Raw genomic sequence first — 14,477 nt, 5'->3', positions numbered from 1 at the left:
TTTCTATATTCTTATTTGCTGTTATAATGCAGTTATCCAATCCACACTTTTTTGTTTTGTGTAATTATGAATAAGAAACTTTTAATCTGCGGTGCAATCGCAACAGGTCTACTTCTTACAGCATGTGTAAAAAAAGAAGCACCAAAAGAAGAAGAACAGGAACAGGTTGAAGTTGCAGCATCTGAACCAACAGTATCTGTACCTACACAATTAGAACCAGTTGAAGAACAACCAGTTGTTGAAGAACCGACTCAGCAGCAAGTTGAAGTGATTCGTGAAGAAACACCGAATACAACAACTGAAATTCGTCGTGAACCTACTCCTCCTGCAGAAGCTCCTGCTCCAAAAGCAGAAGCACCTAAAGCAGCAGAAAAACCTGCGCAAGCTGCTCAACCTAAACAAAACTCTGGTTCTGCACAGTCTGAAGATGACGCCGTGGCCGCTGCCATTGCTGCTGCAACACCAGCCTTAGAGAACTAAGATCGAAGTTTTATCAAACAAATGATCAAAAAAACCCGGCAAAAGTCGGGTTTTTTATTGTTTCTATGTAAATAAAAATCTGTACCCGACGATGCACTGTTTTTTCTCACAACTATTCTTGTAATTTTTCAGCTAAATATTCAATAAATAAACGAACACGTTTCGGTAAATGCTCTTGTTGATAATAGACAGCATGAATAAGCTGTTCATGCGGTTCAATTTGATCGTCTAAAAATTGTACCAATCGCCCTTCTGCAATATCTTTTTCTAACATAAAAATCGAAAGACAAGCGATGCCCATCCCATGAATCGCAAGCTCCCGTAGTGTTTCACCATTTGATGCCTTGATGTTGGGTCGGATCGTCAGGGGCTTCCCTGCGACTTGGAACGGCCAAGTATTCATATGGGTAATTTGACTAAATCCAAGTAAAGCATGTGCTGTTAGCTCATCAGCATTTTGCGGTCGTCCATGCTGCTGAAGATATTCAGGACTCGCCACCAAACACAATCGACTCTTATAGATGAGTTTTGCATGCAAACTGGAGTCGCTTAATTTTCCAAAGCGAATTGCGACATCTGCTTTATGCTCTAATAAGTCAATCACTTGATCATGATTCACCAATTCAATCTGTATATGCGGATAACGTACATTAAATTCTGGTATCAAGGGAACGATCATATGCAGAATAAACGAAATCGCAGAATCGACCCGCACCAACCCCGAAGTATCTGCATCTAATTTCAGCAGAGAATCTTCCGCTTCACTCAAATCATTCAATATCCGCCGTGTTTTAGCTAAAAATAATTGCCCCTCTTGCGTCAGCTTAATTTTGCGGGTTGTTCGTTCCAACAGGGTTACATTTAATTTAGATTCCAGACGCTGTAATGCACGGCTGACACCAGATGCTGTTTGATCCAGTCTTTCTGCTGCTTTGATAATAGAGCCGCTATCTACAATAACAGTAAAAGCCTGCAGCTCCTCAATGGTCGATTTCATTGCATATTCTAATTCGTGATTTTTAATCAATAATATATTCCAAACTCATGCATTTTTCTTCATTAAAATTAGCAGCACAATAGCATCAATTCAAAAAAGAGAATTCCTGATGATTGTTCCTCAATTTGGTATCGGTACCTTCCGTTTGACAGGTGATACTGTCATTCACTCAGTTAAAACAGCCTTAGAGCTTGGATATCGTGCTGTAGACACCGCACAAATTTACGCTAATGAAGCAGAAGTAGGCCATGCAATCCATGAAAGTCAGGTCAATCGAGCTGATATTTTCTTAACCACGAAAATTTGGACTGAAAATTATGCTGCCGACAAACTAATACCCAGTCTAAAAGACAGTTTAATTAAATTGAGGACTGATGCAGTTAACCTTACACTTATTCATTGGCCAGCACCTGCACTTGGAGTCGATATTCCTGAATTAATGGGACATTTACTTGAGGCAAAAAAACAAGGATTGACTGAATATATTGGTGTATCTAATTTTAATATTGAGCTCACTCAACAAGCCATTGATCACATCGGGCTGGAAAATATTGCAACCAATCAAATTGAACTGAGTCCATATTTGCAAAATCAAAACTTGGTCAATTACCTACAAGCGAACACTATAGATGTCACATCCTATATGACCTTGGCTTATGGCAAAGTTTTGCAAGATCCAACACTGTTAAATATTGCGGCCGAACACCAAGTCACTTCGGCCCAAATTGCACTCGCATGGGCACTGCAAAAAGGTTATGCCGTGATTCCATCATCAACCCAACGTGAACATTTAATCAGTAATTTAAAAGCTCAAGACATTCATTTAACACCAGAACAGATGCAGGCCATTGCCACACTGGACAGAAATGCGCGTGAAGTGAACCCACCTGAACTTGCTCCAGTGTGGGATATTTAATATGAAATTCAATTTTCCATTAATTGCATTAGCTGTTGGTGCTTTTGCAATTGGCACAACAGAATTTTCACCGATGGGTTTTTTGCCTGAAATCGCAGCAGATTTATCGGTGTCTATTCCTCAAGCGGGCTTACTGATTAGTGCCTATGCCGTTGGCGTCATGATTGGTGCCCCATTAATGACCTTATGGTTAGCACGTTTTCCTAAACGTACTGCCCTTATTTTACTGATGGCAATCTTTACCATCGGTAATATTTTGGCAACGATTGCACCCAATTATCTTAGTTTAATGGCGGCACGTTTGGTGACTAGCTTAAATCATGGTGCATTTTTTGGCTTAGGTTCTATGGTTGCAGCGAGTGTTGTTCCGAAAGATAAACAAGCCAGTGCTGTTGCTATGATGTTTATGGGCTTGACCATTGCCAATATTGGCGGTGTGCCCCTCGCAACGTGGGTGGGTCAAAATATCGGTTGGCGTATGTCTTTTGCGGCCATCACCTTACTTGGCATCATCACCATGTTGGCATTATGGAAAGCACTGCCCCATCGGCAACAGACCGAAAAACCTGATGTACGAGCAGAGTTAAAAGTATTAACACGCATGCCTGTTGTTTTAGCACTGCTCACCACGGTAATGAGTGCTGGAGCTATGTTCGCGCTCTATACCTATATCGCACCGAGCTTAAAAGTCTTTACCCATGCAAGCCCTGAACTTATCACTTTCATGTTGGTTTTAATCGGGATCGGATTTTCAATTGGTAACCATTTCGGTGGTAAGTTTGCAGATCAATCCTTAGATAAAACCTTGATTGGCTTTTTAGTCTTACTCATGCTGATGATGCTGTTATTTCCAATTTTAGCAACATCCACCATTGGCGCGGCGATTGCATTAATCATCTGGGGAGCAGCAGCCTTTGCCGTTGTACCACCTTTACAAATGCGTGTTATGACAGTCGCTCACGATGCCCCTGGCCTTGCTTCTTCTGTGAATATTGGTGCATTTAATCTTGGAAATGCATTGGGTGCAGTCACAGGTGCCGCAGTGCTAAATCTCAACCTAAGCTATGCTGCAGTGTCTTATGCAGGCGCTACACTGAGCGCTATAGCGTTGATTTTAGTATTGATACAGATGAAGCTTAAACCTCAAACAACTGCATGTTGCGCACAAGCTGAGTAATTTCACAAAAAATAGCCTATTAAAAATAGGCTATTTTTTAATTCGCATATAACTTTAAAAAATCTGCCATCAATTTGGTTGCCCATGAATGGGTTTCCACTAGACCTTCATAATAACCACAGTGACTGCCTTTTTTAGTGGTCACCACCACTACATTCGGCAAAGAACGGATTAATTCTTTATAGGGTTCAAAGTTTTGAATGTGGCAAATAGGATCGTCTTCGGCATTTAAAATCATCAAAGGAATTTTAAGATTTTCAAATACATAAATTGGGTTGGTGGATTTGGCATAACTTTCATAATCAGTAAAACCCGCCATTTGAAAATATGTACGTTCAAACTGCGCCAGATCTTTACTTTTTAGGACTTCAATTATAGATGGAGTCGTTGACCATGTTGCAGAATAGGGTTCTACAAATTTCTGAAAGAGCTTCTTGGTCATCATTTTACTGTAAAAAGGATGTACATTTTTAAAGCCAAGCTCGGTGTCATAGCCCGGACATAAAGCAAAAGCCGCTTTAAGTGGTGTTTCCTCACCTTGTTCGCCTAAATAGCGGACCAATAACCCCGTTCCTGCAGATGAACCGACGCCAAATAAATTCGATTCGGGAAATTTCTGCTGAATAAAGGCAATCTGTTCACGCAGGTCATCGGTTGAACCAAATAAGTTTATTTTGGCAACAGGCATAGGTAAATTGGCATGACCACGTCTTAAACACAGTGCAATGCGCCAACCTGTATATAGATGAAGATCCCGAACCACTTCTCGCATACTTTCAGGCGTTCCCGTAATCGTATGCATGAGCACCACAGTTGGCACAGCCGCAGGTAAATCTAAACCTAACCATGCAATGGCTGTGATTCCACCATCAGCCATGGTTAGCTGCTCTATGGCGTCGTATTTGAGCTTCACTTGACGCTTTTTAATGACATCAAAATATAGTAAATGTGCGTGGGTATTCGACAGCCAAGGCGTAGGGCGATATTTTTCATGTAGTTGCTTTAACTTCGGCAGCACATGTTTCATTTGCCCTTCAGGATGATAATAAAGCTGTGGTAATTCTGCACCGATAGCATGATCTACAAAATTTAAAAGAGCCTGACGCCCTTTATGCATCACATTATTCATTGACCTTACCTTCACTTCACCTCGCTTCGCACCACAGCAAATTATTCCAATCTTTTCACTTTGACTAACAATGCCCATTAAAAAAAACGTATCTACAAAACCATATCTCGCTAGCAATATTTGTTTGCTTAAGCCTCAAAAGCAAAAAGCATGACAATATCCATCATGCTTTTTATCATTCTGTGATGAGCATTTAAAATCAGCAGATTTAAGGCTGATATTGCATAATGCGCTCACCCATTTTCGCCGCCAATGCTTCCAAGCCACTTTTTGGACGAAGCATGACTTCAAAATCAATCATCTGACCTTGTTCATTAAACTGAATCATGTCGATCCCTTTTAACTTTTTCTCGCCAACATTGGCAGAAAACTCAAGAACTACGTTCAAGCCATCTTCTGTATAGAACTCACGGTGATAGGTAAAATTTTCAAAAATTTGAATCACATTGGTCAAAATAAAAGTTACTACAGGCTTACCTGGATATGGGTTAAACGCGACAGGTGAACGAAACACCACATCTTCTGCCAAGAGTTCATTTAAAATATTCATATCCCGTGTGTTAAGCATTTCGTGCCAACGTGCAACAGATTTTTTTGTTGTTTCAATAGTCATGTTTATGTCCTTTTTTTTGATGAATCATTTCCCTTTCCTCAAACTCCTCTCCCAAATGGAGAGGAAGCACGACAACTGCATATTAAATTGAATGAAGTTGTCGTGGTTTAGTATGAGGCTGATTAAATCACCGCAGCCAAATCTGCACCTTGACGAATGGCACGTTTAGCATCTAACTCACCTGCTTCTTTCGCACCACCAATCAAATGCACATTTTTCCCATCTGCTTGTAGCTGTTCATACATCGCGGTATAGGATTCCTGACCTGCACAAATCACCACATGATCAACATCTAAAATACGTGATTGACCATCAACGGTAATATGCAAACCTTGATCATCAATTTTGTCGTAGCTTGCACCCGCAATCATTTTCACATCGCGGTGTTTCAAACCTGTACGGTGAATCCAACCCGTGGTTTTACCTAAGCCAGCACCGACCGATTTAGCCTTACGCTGCAATAAATACACTTGACGCGGCGATTCTTCGACGTCTGGATGTTTCAAGCCACCGACTTGCGCATAAGTGGTATCAATTCCCCATTCATCATAAAATTTCTCAGGATTGAGGCTACCGCTTTCACCTTCATGCGTTAAATATTCAGCCGTATCAAAACCAATACCACCCGCACCAATGATTGCTACACGTTTGCCCACAGGGTGACGTTCACGTAAAACCTGTAAATAGCTCAATACTTTTGGATGATCAATACCATCTATATCTAACTGACGCGGTGTAACACCCGTCGCCACCACGATGTCATCAAAATCAGACTGTGCTAACTCTTCATAAGTTGCCGTATGGTTCAGTACCAATTTAATCTGAGGTAATAGTTCTATTTTACGTCTGAAATAACGCAGCGTTTCATAAAACTCTTCTTTACCAGGAATCGTTTTCGCAATATTAAACTGCCCACCAATTTGGCTTGAAGCTTCAAAAACCGTTACATTGTGACCACGTTCTGCTGCATAAGTTGCAAAGCTTAAACCCGCAGGTCCCGCACCAATCACAGCGATATTTTTCACCTGTGCAGATTCTTTAAATATCAGTTCAGTTTCATAGCAGGCTTGAGGGTTAACCAAACATGTTGCAATTTTCATTGAGAAAATATGATCTAGGCAGGCTTGGTTACAACCAATACAGGTATTAATTTCATCACTACGCCCTTGTTCTGCTTTTTCCACAAAACATGGGTCAGCTAACATTGGACGTGCCATGGACACCATATCTGCATCACCCGAAGCAAGTACGTGCTCAGCCATTTCAGGAGTATTGATACGGTTTGAGGTGATTAAAGGAACATTCACAAGACCTTTTAATTTCTTGGTCACCCATGTAAATGCAGCACGTGGCACTTTGGTTGCAATGGTCGGAATACGTGCTTCGTGCCAGCCAATACCGGTATTGATAATAGTTGCACCGGCTTTTTCAATGGCTTTTGCAAGTTGCACAACTTCTTCAAAAGTCGACCCACCCTCAACCAAATCCAACATAGAAAGACGATAAATAATAATAAAATTTTCACCAATTAATTCACGCGTACGACGCACGATCTCAATTGGAAAACGAATACGGTTTTCATAACTGCCGCCCCATTCGTCATCACGGTGGTTGGTACGTGCAGCAATAAACTCATTAATTAAATAACCTTCTGACCCCATGACTTCTACACCGTCATAACCCGCTGTCTGTGCTAACTGAGCACATCTAGCAAAGTCATTGATCGTGCGTTCGACGTCTGCTGTGCTTAAAGCTTGTGGTTTTACTGGGTTAATTGGTGCTTGAATAGATGAAGGTGCAACATTATTGGCCTGATACGAATAACGACCTGTATGCAAAATCTGCATCGCAATTTTACCGCCAGCATCATGTACCGCCTGCGTAATTACTTTATGCTTTTCTGCTTCTTCTAAAGAGTCTAATTTTGAACCACCAGCAAATGTCACACCATCATCATTGGGAGAAATACCACCGGTTACAATCAAACCTACACCGCCTTTCGCACGCTCTGCATAAAAAGCTGCCATGCGTTCATAGCCACCCGGTGCTTCTTCTAGACCGATATGCATAGAACCCATCAATACACGGTTCTTTAGCGTTGTAAAACCTAAATCTAGTGGTGCCAATAAATTTGGATAATTTGACATTTTTTCTCCTTAGCGTGCTGAAAAGCTGGCTATTTTTATCTTCGCTTGTATACGAGCTTTCTATTTCCATCTACGCATACAAGATTTTTGCAACTTGTTGCACTAATTTATATGCGAGATTTGATTTTTATGCAACATGTTGCATAATAAAAAGTACAAAACTATTTTGACTGAGCCATATATGTCTTTAGCCCATGTTTTACTCACGAGCTTACTTGAAAAACCGAGTACAGGAATTGACCTTGCACGCCGTTTTGACCGCTCTATGGGCTTTTTTTGGAATGCAACACATCAGCAAATCTACCGTGAACTCAATGGCATGCTGCAAAAAGGCTGGATCAGCACCATTGAAGATGAGCACAGTACAACCCGTAAAAAAACCTACCAAGTTGAACAGCTTGGACGTGTTGAATTAGCCAATTGGATGGTTGAGCAAAGCCCTCCGGCTCAATTACGTGAAGAGTTGATGGTTCGTTTACGTGCAGAAGCTCAGCTGGGTACAAATGGCGTATTACCCGAATTAGAGCGCCATCTAGACATTCACAAAGAAAAACTAAAAGTGTACCAGTCTATTTTTGCAAAAGACTTTGCACATGCGCATGATGAAGACCGTACTTTGTACATTCATAAAATGATTTTACAGCTTGGGATAGATTTGGAAATCGGTTGGATCAAATGGCTTGAAACCATCATTCCACAGTTGCATAAATTTAATCGCTAAAACAAAAAAATAAATAGGAAGCCGCATGCCGCACTATACAATGCCCGATCAGCAACAACTGTATGTTCGCGAATATGGTCAAGGTGAACCCATTCTGGTTTTATCAGGGCTGGGCATGCAAAGTTGGCAATGGCACCCTTTTCTATATCAACACCGAAAACACTTTAAATTTATCATTCCAGACTGGCGTGGATTTGGCGGCTCTAAACATTGTCAAATTCCAAATATGGATACCATTTCAAGCCATTGGCGAGATATTGACAGCTTAGTTTCCCAACTTGGTTACGATAAAATCACGGTCATTGCCTACTCCATGGGGGCAACGACCACCATGCACGGTTTAAAATACGGTCAGTTTGCTGAAAAAATTAAACGTTATTTGCACATCGATCAAACCCCTAAAATACGAGTAGATGAAGATTGGCAATATGGTTTATATGGCAAACGCCACACTGAGTTTTTAAGTATTTTAGAAGACATCTCGAAGGTACTTGCAACTAACCTCTCCGTGCCATTTGCACAGCAGATGAATAAACATGACCGTCAAGGTCTGGTCGACGCTTGGTTAAGGTTCATAGACTTACAAAATAGCAATCCTTATGCATTATCCGCTTTCCGTTTCGCATACCAACAACCAACTTTACAGAAGCTGATGTTACCTTCACAAAGTGTGGCCTATTTATATTGGTATATTCAAAATTATTTGAACCATACTGAAGATTATCGTGAAGCCATTGCAGCACTCACCGCTCCGACGACTTTTTTCACAGGGGCAAAATCGATCCTCTATCCTGCTCAAGGTCAAAAAATTATTGCTGATAGCCTAGCCAATGCAGAGCAAATCATTTTTAAAAAATCGGGACACACGCCATTGCTCAGTGAACCGGTCAAATTTAGCCGTGAAATCACCAAGTTTTTAAAACAAGCGATCTAATAAGACTGAATAAAAAAACAGGCTCATTACTTTTCAAGATTGAGCCTGTTTTTTTATATACAGGATGGTGTTACTTAATAAGTAACTTAAAAATTAATTTCAAAATCAAATTATTTTTAATGCTCTAACAAGTGTTAGAAAACTCGACGATCGTATTCAATTGCTTCCAAATCATACACTTGGTAAACGCAGTCAAATAAAGGACGTGCCAATTCCCCTTCATCATCATTCCGCACGATCAAATAAATTTGGCTAATGGCTGCACTATCCGATAATTTCACATAATTCACATGCCTAAACTGCATAATTTGTACAGATTCAGGAACAATACAAATACCTTCGCCTGCGGCAACCATGCCTAGTGATTGCTGCAAATCTGCTTGAGTGTTAAAGCGTTTCGGCTCCATACCGTATTCTAAAAACAACGACTTGATCAGCGTTGCATAACTTTGACCATCCGTTGCTGGATAGATAAAAATCTGCTCATCTTTGAGATTATTTAATGCAATCTGCTGCTGTGAAGATAAAGGATGGCTTGAATGCACCGCAACAATTAGCGGCTCTTCACGCAATAGCACACGTTTAACCGCCTGATCCGACACACGAACTCGGCTAAAACATGCATCAACCCGACCTTCTTTTAATGCCTGAATCTGATCGACCGCACTCAGTTCAATTAAATTTACATTTAAGTGTGGGTATTGCTGGCGGAACAAATACACAATTCGAGGTAACAAACCACAGAGTAAGGAACCGCCATAGCCAATATTAATCGTACGTTCTGTAGCACTGGCCCGCTGCGTAATGAGCTTAATTTCTTCTGCATTTGAAAGTAATTTCACGGCTTGCTGATAAAAGAAACGGCCAATGGTGGTGGTTCTCAAAGGACGGCTGCCACGCTCAAAAAGCTGTGCACCCAACTCTTCTTCTAAATTTTGAATTTGACGACTTAAAGGAGGTTGAGCAATAAATAGCTTTTCAGCAGCCTTCGTAAAACTCTGTTCTTCTACAACGGCGACAAAGTAACGTAAATGTCTTAATTCCATGACATTGTCCTTTAATGTCGAATTTCTTTCATAATGGTCTTTTATTTGAATATATCAGGACGACACTCAAATCACATCCTTCAAATTCGGTTATTTAAAAGATGTATACACCACATTTATTGTTTGGTCATGCTAATGTGAAACGATTACAAGGTTAACCCGACTTTAGTCTTGGCAATTTTACTCAATCTTCTCACATGAAAAACTACAAAACGTGATTGACTTCATGAAACAATTCAAGTTAATTAGCAAAATCGTTGCAAATATGGAATAAGAACAGTGCTGAGTGATCTAGATGATTTTTATTGTTTTGCCCAAGTGGTCGAACATGGTGGTTTTAGTGCAGCAGAACGTGCAACAGATATTCCAAAATCAAAACTGAGTCGTCGGGTCTATAACTTAGAAGAACGTTTAGGTGTCCGCCTGATTCAACGTAGTTCACGACATTTTGCTGTTACAGATATTGGTATGAATATCTACCGCCATGCACAAGTTATGATGAATGCCGCTCAAGCCGCACATGATTTGGTTGATCATCTCAGCACACAGCCGCGCGGCTTAATTAAAGTCAGCTTACCTGTTTCCATCGCGCAAAATGAAATGACCAAAATTTTGCCTGAATTTTTAAAGCAGTACCCAGAAATTAAAGTGCAAATGATGGTGACCAATCGCCGCGTAGATATCATTAATGAAGGCTTCGACCTTGCGCTGCGTGTACGTTCAAATCTAGACGACGACCCCAATTTAGTCATTCGTAAATTTGAAACGATTGAGCAGCACTTATTTGCCAGTCAGGCCTATCTGAATAAATTTGGTGAACTCAAACAGCCCGAAGACTTATCACAACATCAAATATTAAGTATGGCGGATGAGCATCTCGATCAACATATTATTGTGACCGATGCACAGCAGCATCAGAAAAAAATTAAAGTGAATCCAACGGTGATGGGCTCTGACCTGTCTATGTTAGCTGCGCTAGCCTGCCAAGATTGTGGCGTGGTGTTATTGCCCGACAGTATTGTGTCCGACCATGTGAAATCAGGTGCTTTGGTTCGTGTGTTACCTGAATGGAAAGCTGCACATGGTATATTCCATGCTGTTTATCCATCTCGTCGTGGCTTATTACCTGCTGTACGAGTATTCATTGATTACTTAGTTGAAAAACTCAGCCAACATGAACACGCTAAATTTTAGGCAAAAAAAAGCTTACCCATGTGATGGGTAAGCGAAAACTTAAAAACTAAGAAAATCAGAAACTACAGCAGAATCTGTAATCATATTATATAAATAAAATACATCTTTATTAAATCGTTAATAGCTCTAACTGATTTTCAGAGTTATAAGCAAAGCCTTATAAATTAAGCTATAGACAAAACCTCTTAGTCTTAAAACCTATAACGTTCATACACACTACAAATTATTAGACTAAAGTCAAAAATTATACACATGTATAATTTAATTTAACTTCAATCATTTAGATACAGCAGATTCAGGATTAAATTCGCGATTTAGCTTAGATTGCAGGATATGTACCTGTACCTTCTGGCCATGGAGATAGCAACTCAAAACCACTATCGGTTACAACCACCATATGTTCCCACTGTGCAGATAAAGAGCGGTCTGCAGTAATCACTGTCCAGCCATCTTTTAACTCTTTAGTTCGCGCTTTACCGCTGTTAATCATCGGTTCAATGGTAAAGACCATGCCTTTTTTCAGAATCACACCTTGACCCGGTTGACCATAGTGTAAAACGCTCGGTTGCTCATGATAAACCTTACCAATTCCGTGACCACAGTATTCACGTACTATGCTGTAGCCTTCACGATGAGCAACTTGTTGAATGGCATAGCCTACATCCCCCAAAGTTGCTCCCGGTTTAACTGCATGAATCCCTGCAACCATGGCTTCGTAGGTAGTTTCCACTAACTTTTTAGCCGCAGGCGAAACCTCACCCACATAGTACATACGACTGGTATCACCAAAATAACCATCTTTAATGATGGCAACATCAATATTGATAATGTCACCATCTTTCAATACAGTTTCTTTCGAAGGAATACCATGACAAACCACTTCATTCGGTGAAATACAGGTGGTTTTGGTATAGCCATAGTAGCCAACGTTGGCAGGAATCACTTTAAGTGTGTTGACGATAAAATCATTACAGATATCGTCTAGATATTCAGTGGTCACGCCCGGCTTGACATACTCCCCGATCATCTCTAAAACCTGAGCAGCTAAACGACCTGAAATGCGTAATTTTTCAATATCTTGCTCGGTTTTAATCGTGATTTTGGAAGCTTTCATCTGAATATCCTCAAATTTGAATACACCGAATTATAGACCTTTTAGATTTTTTTTGTTTTATTCAGCCAATATTTCTGCATTTATTCGGCTTATAGCATCCTATTTAGTGCTGAAAATTAGAACAATTGATTTATATCTGATAAATCTTAATCGCTAAACATATTTCTATAAAAAATTTATATACAATAAATTTCTTTTATTTATCATAAATATAAATAAAACATTATTTTATCTGTCAATATATTCATGATTCGTATTATAAAAACTATCTATACGATTTATAAATTTTGCTCCAAAAACGAGCTTAATTGCACTAAAATTGCCTTTTTTCACAGTTCATCTCCCCTTTATGACAAGTCTTCGTACACGGGATATTGTTGCCTTAGGTTTTATGACCTTTGCACTGTTTATTGGTGCAGGTAACATTATTTTCCCACCAATTGTCGCACAGCAAGCGGGTGAACATGTTTGGTTAGCTGCATTTGGTTTCTTAATCACCGCAGTTGGTCTACCTGTCATCACGATTATTGCTTTGTCGCGTGTTGAGGGTTCTATTCAAGTTTTAAGTTCACCTTTGGGTAAAGCAGCCAGCATTATCCTTACTGTCGCGTGTTACTTAGCTGTTGGACCTTTATTTGCAACACCTCGTACAGCTACCGTTTCATATGAAATTGGTTTCTCTTCTTATTTTGGTAACGGCGCAAACAGTCTGCTAATTTATAGCGTGATTTATTTTGCATTAGTGACCATTGTTTCACTTTATCCAAACAAAATTTTGGATACTGTGGGTTATTTCCTTTCACCGCTCAAGATCTTAGGTCTCATTGTACTGGGTATCTCTGCGTTCTTTATCCCTGCTGGTGTAATTCCGCCTGCAATTGGTAACTACGTGGCTGCACCAGTTTCTGAAGGTGTGGTCAATGGTTATTTAACCATGGATACTTTAGGTGCTTTAGTTTTTGGTATCGTGATCGTAAAAGCCATTACTTCACGTGGTGTAACGGATAGTAAGCTCGTCACCAAGTATGCTGTCATTGCCAGTATTATTTCAGGTATTGGACTTACACTGGTTTATATCAGCTTGTTCAAACTCGGTATGGGCAGCCATGATATTGCTCCAAATGCAACAAATGGTGCAGTGATCCTGCATGCATATGTACAACATGCATTTGGTGATATGGGCGCTTATTTCCTATCTGCAATGATCTTTGTTGCATGTATGGTTACCGCGATTGGCTTGACCTGCGCATGTGCTGAATATTTCTCAGAATTGACTAAAATTCCATACAAAGTTTTTGTGTTCATTTTAGTTGGTTTCTCACTGCTGATTTCAAACTTAGGTTTAACCAAACTCATTGCAGTTTCAGTGCCTGTTTTAAGTGCAATTTATCCACCTGCGATTGCAGTTATCCTACTTAGCTTCTGCTCTAAATGGTTTATTTCACCATCACGAGTTATTGCTCCTGTTACCGCTTGTGCGTTTATTTTCGGTATTTTTGATGGTTTAAAAGTAGCTGGTTTCGAAGATGCGCTTCCAAGCTTTATTGCCAATCTACCGCTTGCTCAACAAAATTTAGCATGGCTGATCCCTTCTGTGATTGTGCTGATTATTGCTGCTGTAATTGACAAAGTTAAAAAATAACCTTTTTTGACCTGTCTAAAATCGGAGTTTTACCCGAATGACGATTTTACCTGTGACCAATAATTGTCGAGTTTTACCCAAACTGACTTTTATTTGTCCTACTACAGCGCAAAAATCCTAAGTCATTGAACTTTTTTAATAAAGTTTTATTTTCATGATGAGAAAAAAATCCAGCCCTTTGGCTACAAAATATAATAATAGTTAAAATACAAATACTTTCTGCAAAATACACCGTACACAAACTCCATGATTAAGCCCGATTCAGACTGTAAGCTAGGCGGTTTCGTGTCATAAAGCCGATATACCCGTGTTGGTATATATATTGCTTATTCATACATAGATATTATGCATCGACCATTTTACTCAC

Annotated in this window: 13 protein-coding genes; 7 read left to right on the top strand and 6 right to left on the bottom strand. The window is 39.9% G+C overall.

The window, feature by feature from the left end; genetic code table 11:
* Positions 1-66: 66 nt before the first annotated feature.
* The gene (locus tag FTU79_RS08435; RefSeq protein ID WP_180005101.1) at positions 67-480 is read left to right on the top strand and encodes an internalin; all 414 of its coding nucleotides are present in this window, start codon (positions 67-69) and stop codon (positions 478-480) included.
* 112 nt (positions 481-592) lie between these two features.
* On the opposite strand, the gene FTU79_RS08430 is transcribed toward FTU79_RS08435, so the two are convergent.
* Positions 593-1,477: a LysR family transcriptional regulator gene (locus tag FTU79_RS08430; protein ID WP_180049670.1), complete on the bottom strand. Its 885-nt coding sequence runs from the start codon at positions 1,475-1,477 to the stop codon at positions 593-595.
* Between the two features lie 109 nt (positions 1,478-1,586).
* On the opposite strand from FTU79_RS08430, the gene dkgB reads away from it, so the two are divergent.
* Positions 1,587-2,393 (top strand): 2,5-didehydrogluconate reductase DkgB, encoded by an 807-nt coding sequence (dkgB, locus tag FTU79_RS08425; RefSeq protein WP_218945433.1) that lies wholly within the window; start codon positions 1,587-1,589, stop codon positions 2,391-2,393.
* 1 nt (position 2,394) lies between these two features.
* Positions 2,395-3,570, top strand: a complete 1,176-nt coding sequence (locus FTU79_RS08420) for an MFS transporter (protein ID WP_180049628.1) — start codon at positions 2,395-2,397, stop codon at positions 3,568-3,570.
* Positions 3,571-3,607: 37 nt separating this feature from the next.
* On the opposite strand, the gene FTU79_RS08415 is transcribed toward FTU79_RS08420, so the two are convergent.
* The 3 genes from FTU79_RS08415 to FTU79_RS08405 form a co-directional block, all read right to left on the bottom strand.
* Entirely contained in the window at positions 3,608-4,699 is a 1,092-nt protein-coding gene (locus tag FTU79_RS08415) for a YheT family hydrolase (protein ID WP_180049626.1), read from the bottom strand.
* A 208-nt stretch (positions 4,700-4,907) separates the two neighbouring features.
* Complete coding sequence (locus tag FTU79_RS08410; RefSeq protein ID WP_180026266.1) at positions 4,908-5,312, bottom strand: nuclear transport factor 2 family protein; 405 nt, start codon at positions 5,310-5,312, stop codon at positions 4,908-4,910.
* Positions 5,313-5,434: 122 nt separating this feature from the next.
* On the bottom strand, positions 5,435-7,459 hold the full coding sequence (locus FTU79_RS08405) for an NADPH-dependent 2,4-dienoyl-CoA reductase (protein ID WP_180049625.1): 2,025 nt from the start codon (positions 7,457-7,459) through the stop codon (positions 5,435-5,437).
* A gap of 181 nt (positions 7,460-7,640) precedes the next feature.
* On the opposite strand from FTU79_RS08405, the gene FTU79_RS08400 reads away from it, so the two are divergent.
* Together FTU79_RS08400 and FTU79_RS08395 are read left to right on the top strand one after the other, a co-directional pair.
* Positions 7,641-8,180: a PadR family transcriptional regulator gene (locus FTU79_RS08400; protein ID WP_180049622.1), complete on the top strand. Its 540-nt coding sequence runs from the start codon at positions 7,641-7,643 to the stop codon at positions 8,178-8,180.
* 25 nt (positions 8,181-8,205) lie between these two features.
* Positions 8,206-9,114, top strand: coding sequence for an alpha/beta fold hydrolase (locus tag FTU79_RS08395; RefSeq protein ID WP_180049620.1), 909 nt, complete (start codon positions 8,206-8,208; stop codon positions 9,112-9,114).
* Positions 9,115-9,248: 134 nt separating this feature from the next.
* Here the strand turns inward: FTU79_RS08395 and FTU79_RS08390 are convergent, their stop codons facing one another.
* A complete protein-coding gene (locus FTU79_RS08390) occupies positions 9,249-10,160 on the bottom strand; it encodes a LysR family transcriptional regulator (protein ID WP_078188530.1) in 912 nt (303 codons plus the stop codon).
* 279 nt (positions 10,161-10,439) lie between these two features.
* On the opposite strand from FTU79_RS08390, the gene FTU79_RS08385 reads away from it, so the two are divergent.
* Positions 10,440-11,354, top strand: coding sequence for a LysR substrate-binding domain-containing protein (locus tag FTU79_RS08385; RefSeq protein WP_180007845.1), 915 nt, complete (start codon positions 10,440-10,442; stop codon positions 11,352-11,354).
* A gap of 319 nt (positions 11,355-11,673) precedes the next feature.
* Here FTU79_RS08385 and map read toward each other — a convergent pair whose 3' ends face one another.
* On the bottom strand, positions 11,674-12,468 hold the full coding sequence (gene map, locus FTU79_RS08380; protein WP_168378636.1) for a type I methionyl aminopeptidase: 795 nt from the start codon (positions 12,466-12,468) through the stop codon (positions 11,674-11,676).
* A gap of 349 nt (positions 12,469-12,817) precedes the next feature.
* Here map and brnQ point away from each other — a divergent pair, with 349 nt between their 5' ends.
* Positions 12,818-14,110, top strand: coding sequence for a branched-chain amino acid transport system II carrier protein (gene brnQ / locus FTU79_RS08375; protein WP_180007846.1), 1,293 nt, complete (start codon positions 12,818-12,820; stop codon positions 14,108-14,110).
* The last annotated feature ends 367 nt before the right edge of the window (positions 14,111-14,477 follow it).

Origin of the sequence: Acinetobacter sp. YH12144 (genome assembly GCF_013418345.1) — a bacterium.
GTDB classification, from domain to species: Bacteria; Pseudomonadota; Gammaproteobacteria; order Pseudomonadales; family Moraxellaceae; genus Acinetobacter; species Acinetobacter amyesii.
This window is presented reverse-complemented; position numbering and strand designations above follow the sequence as displayed.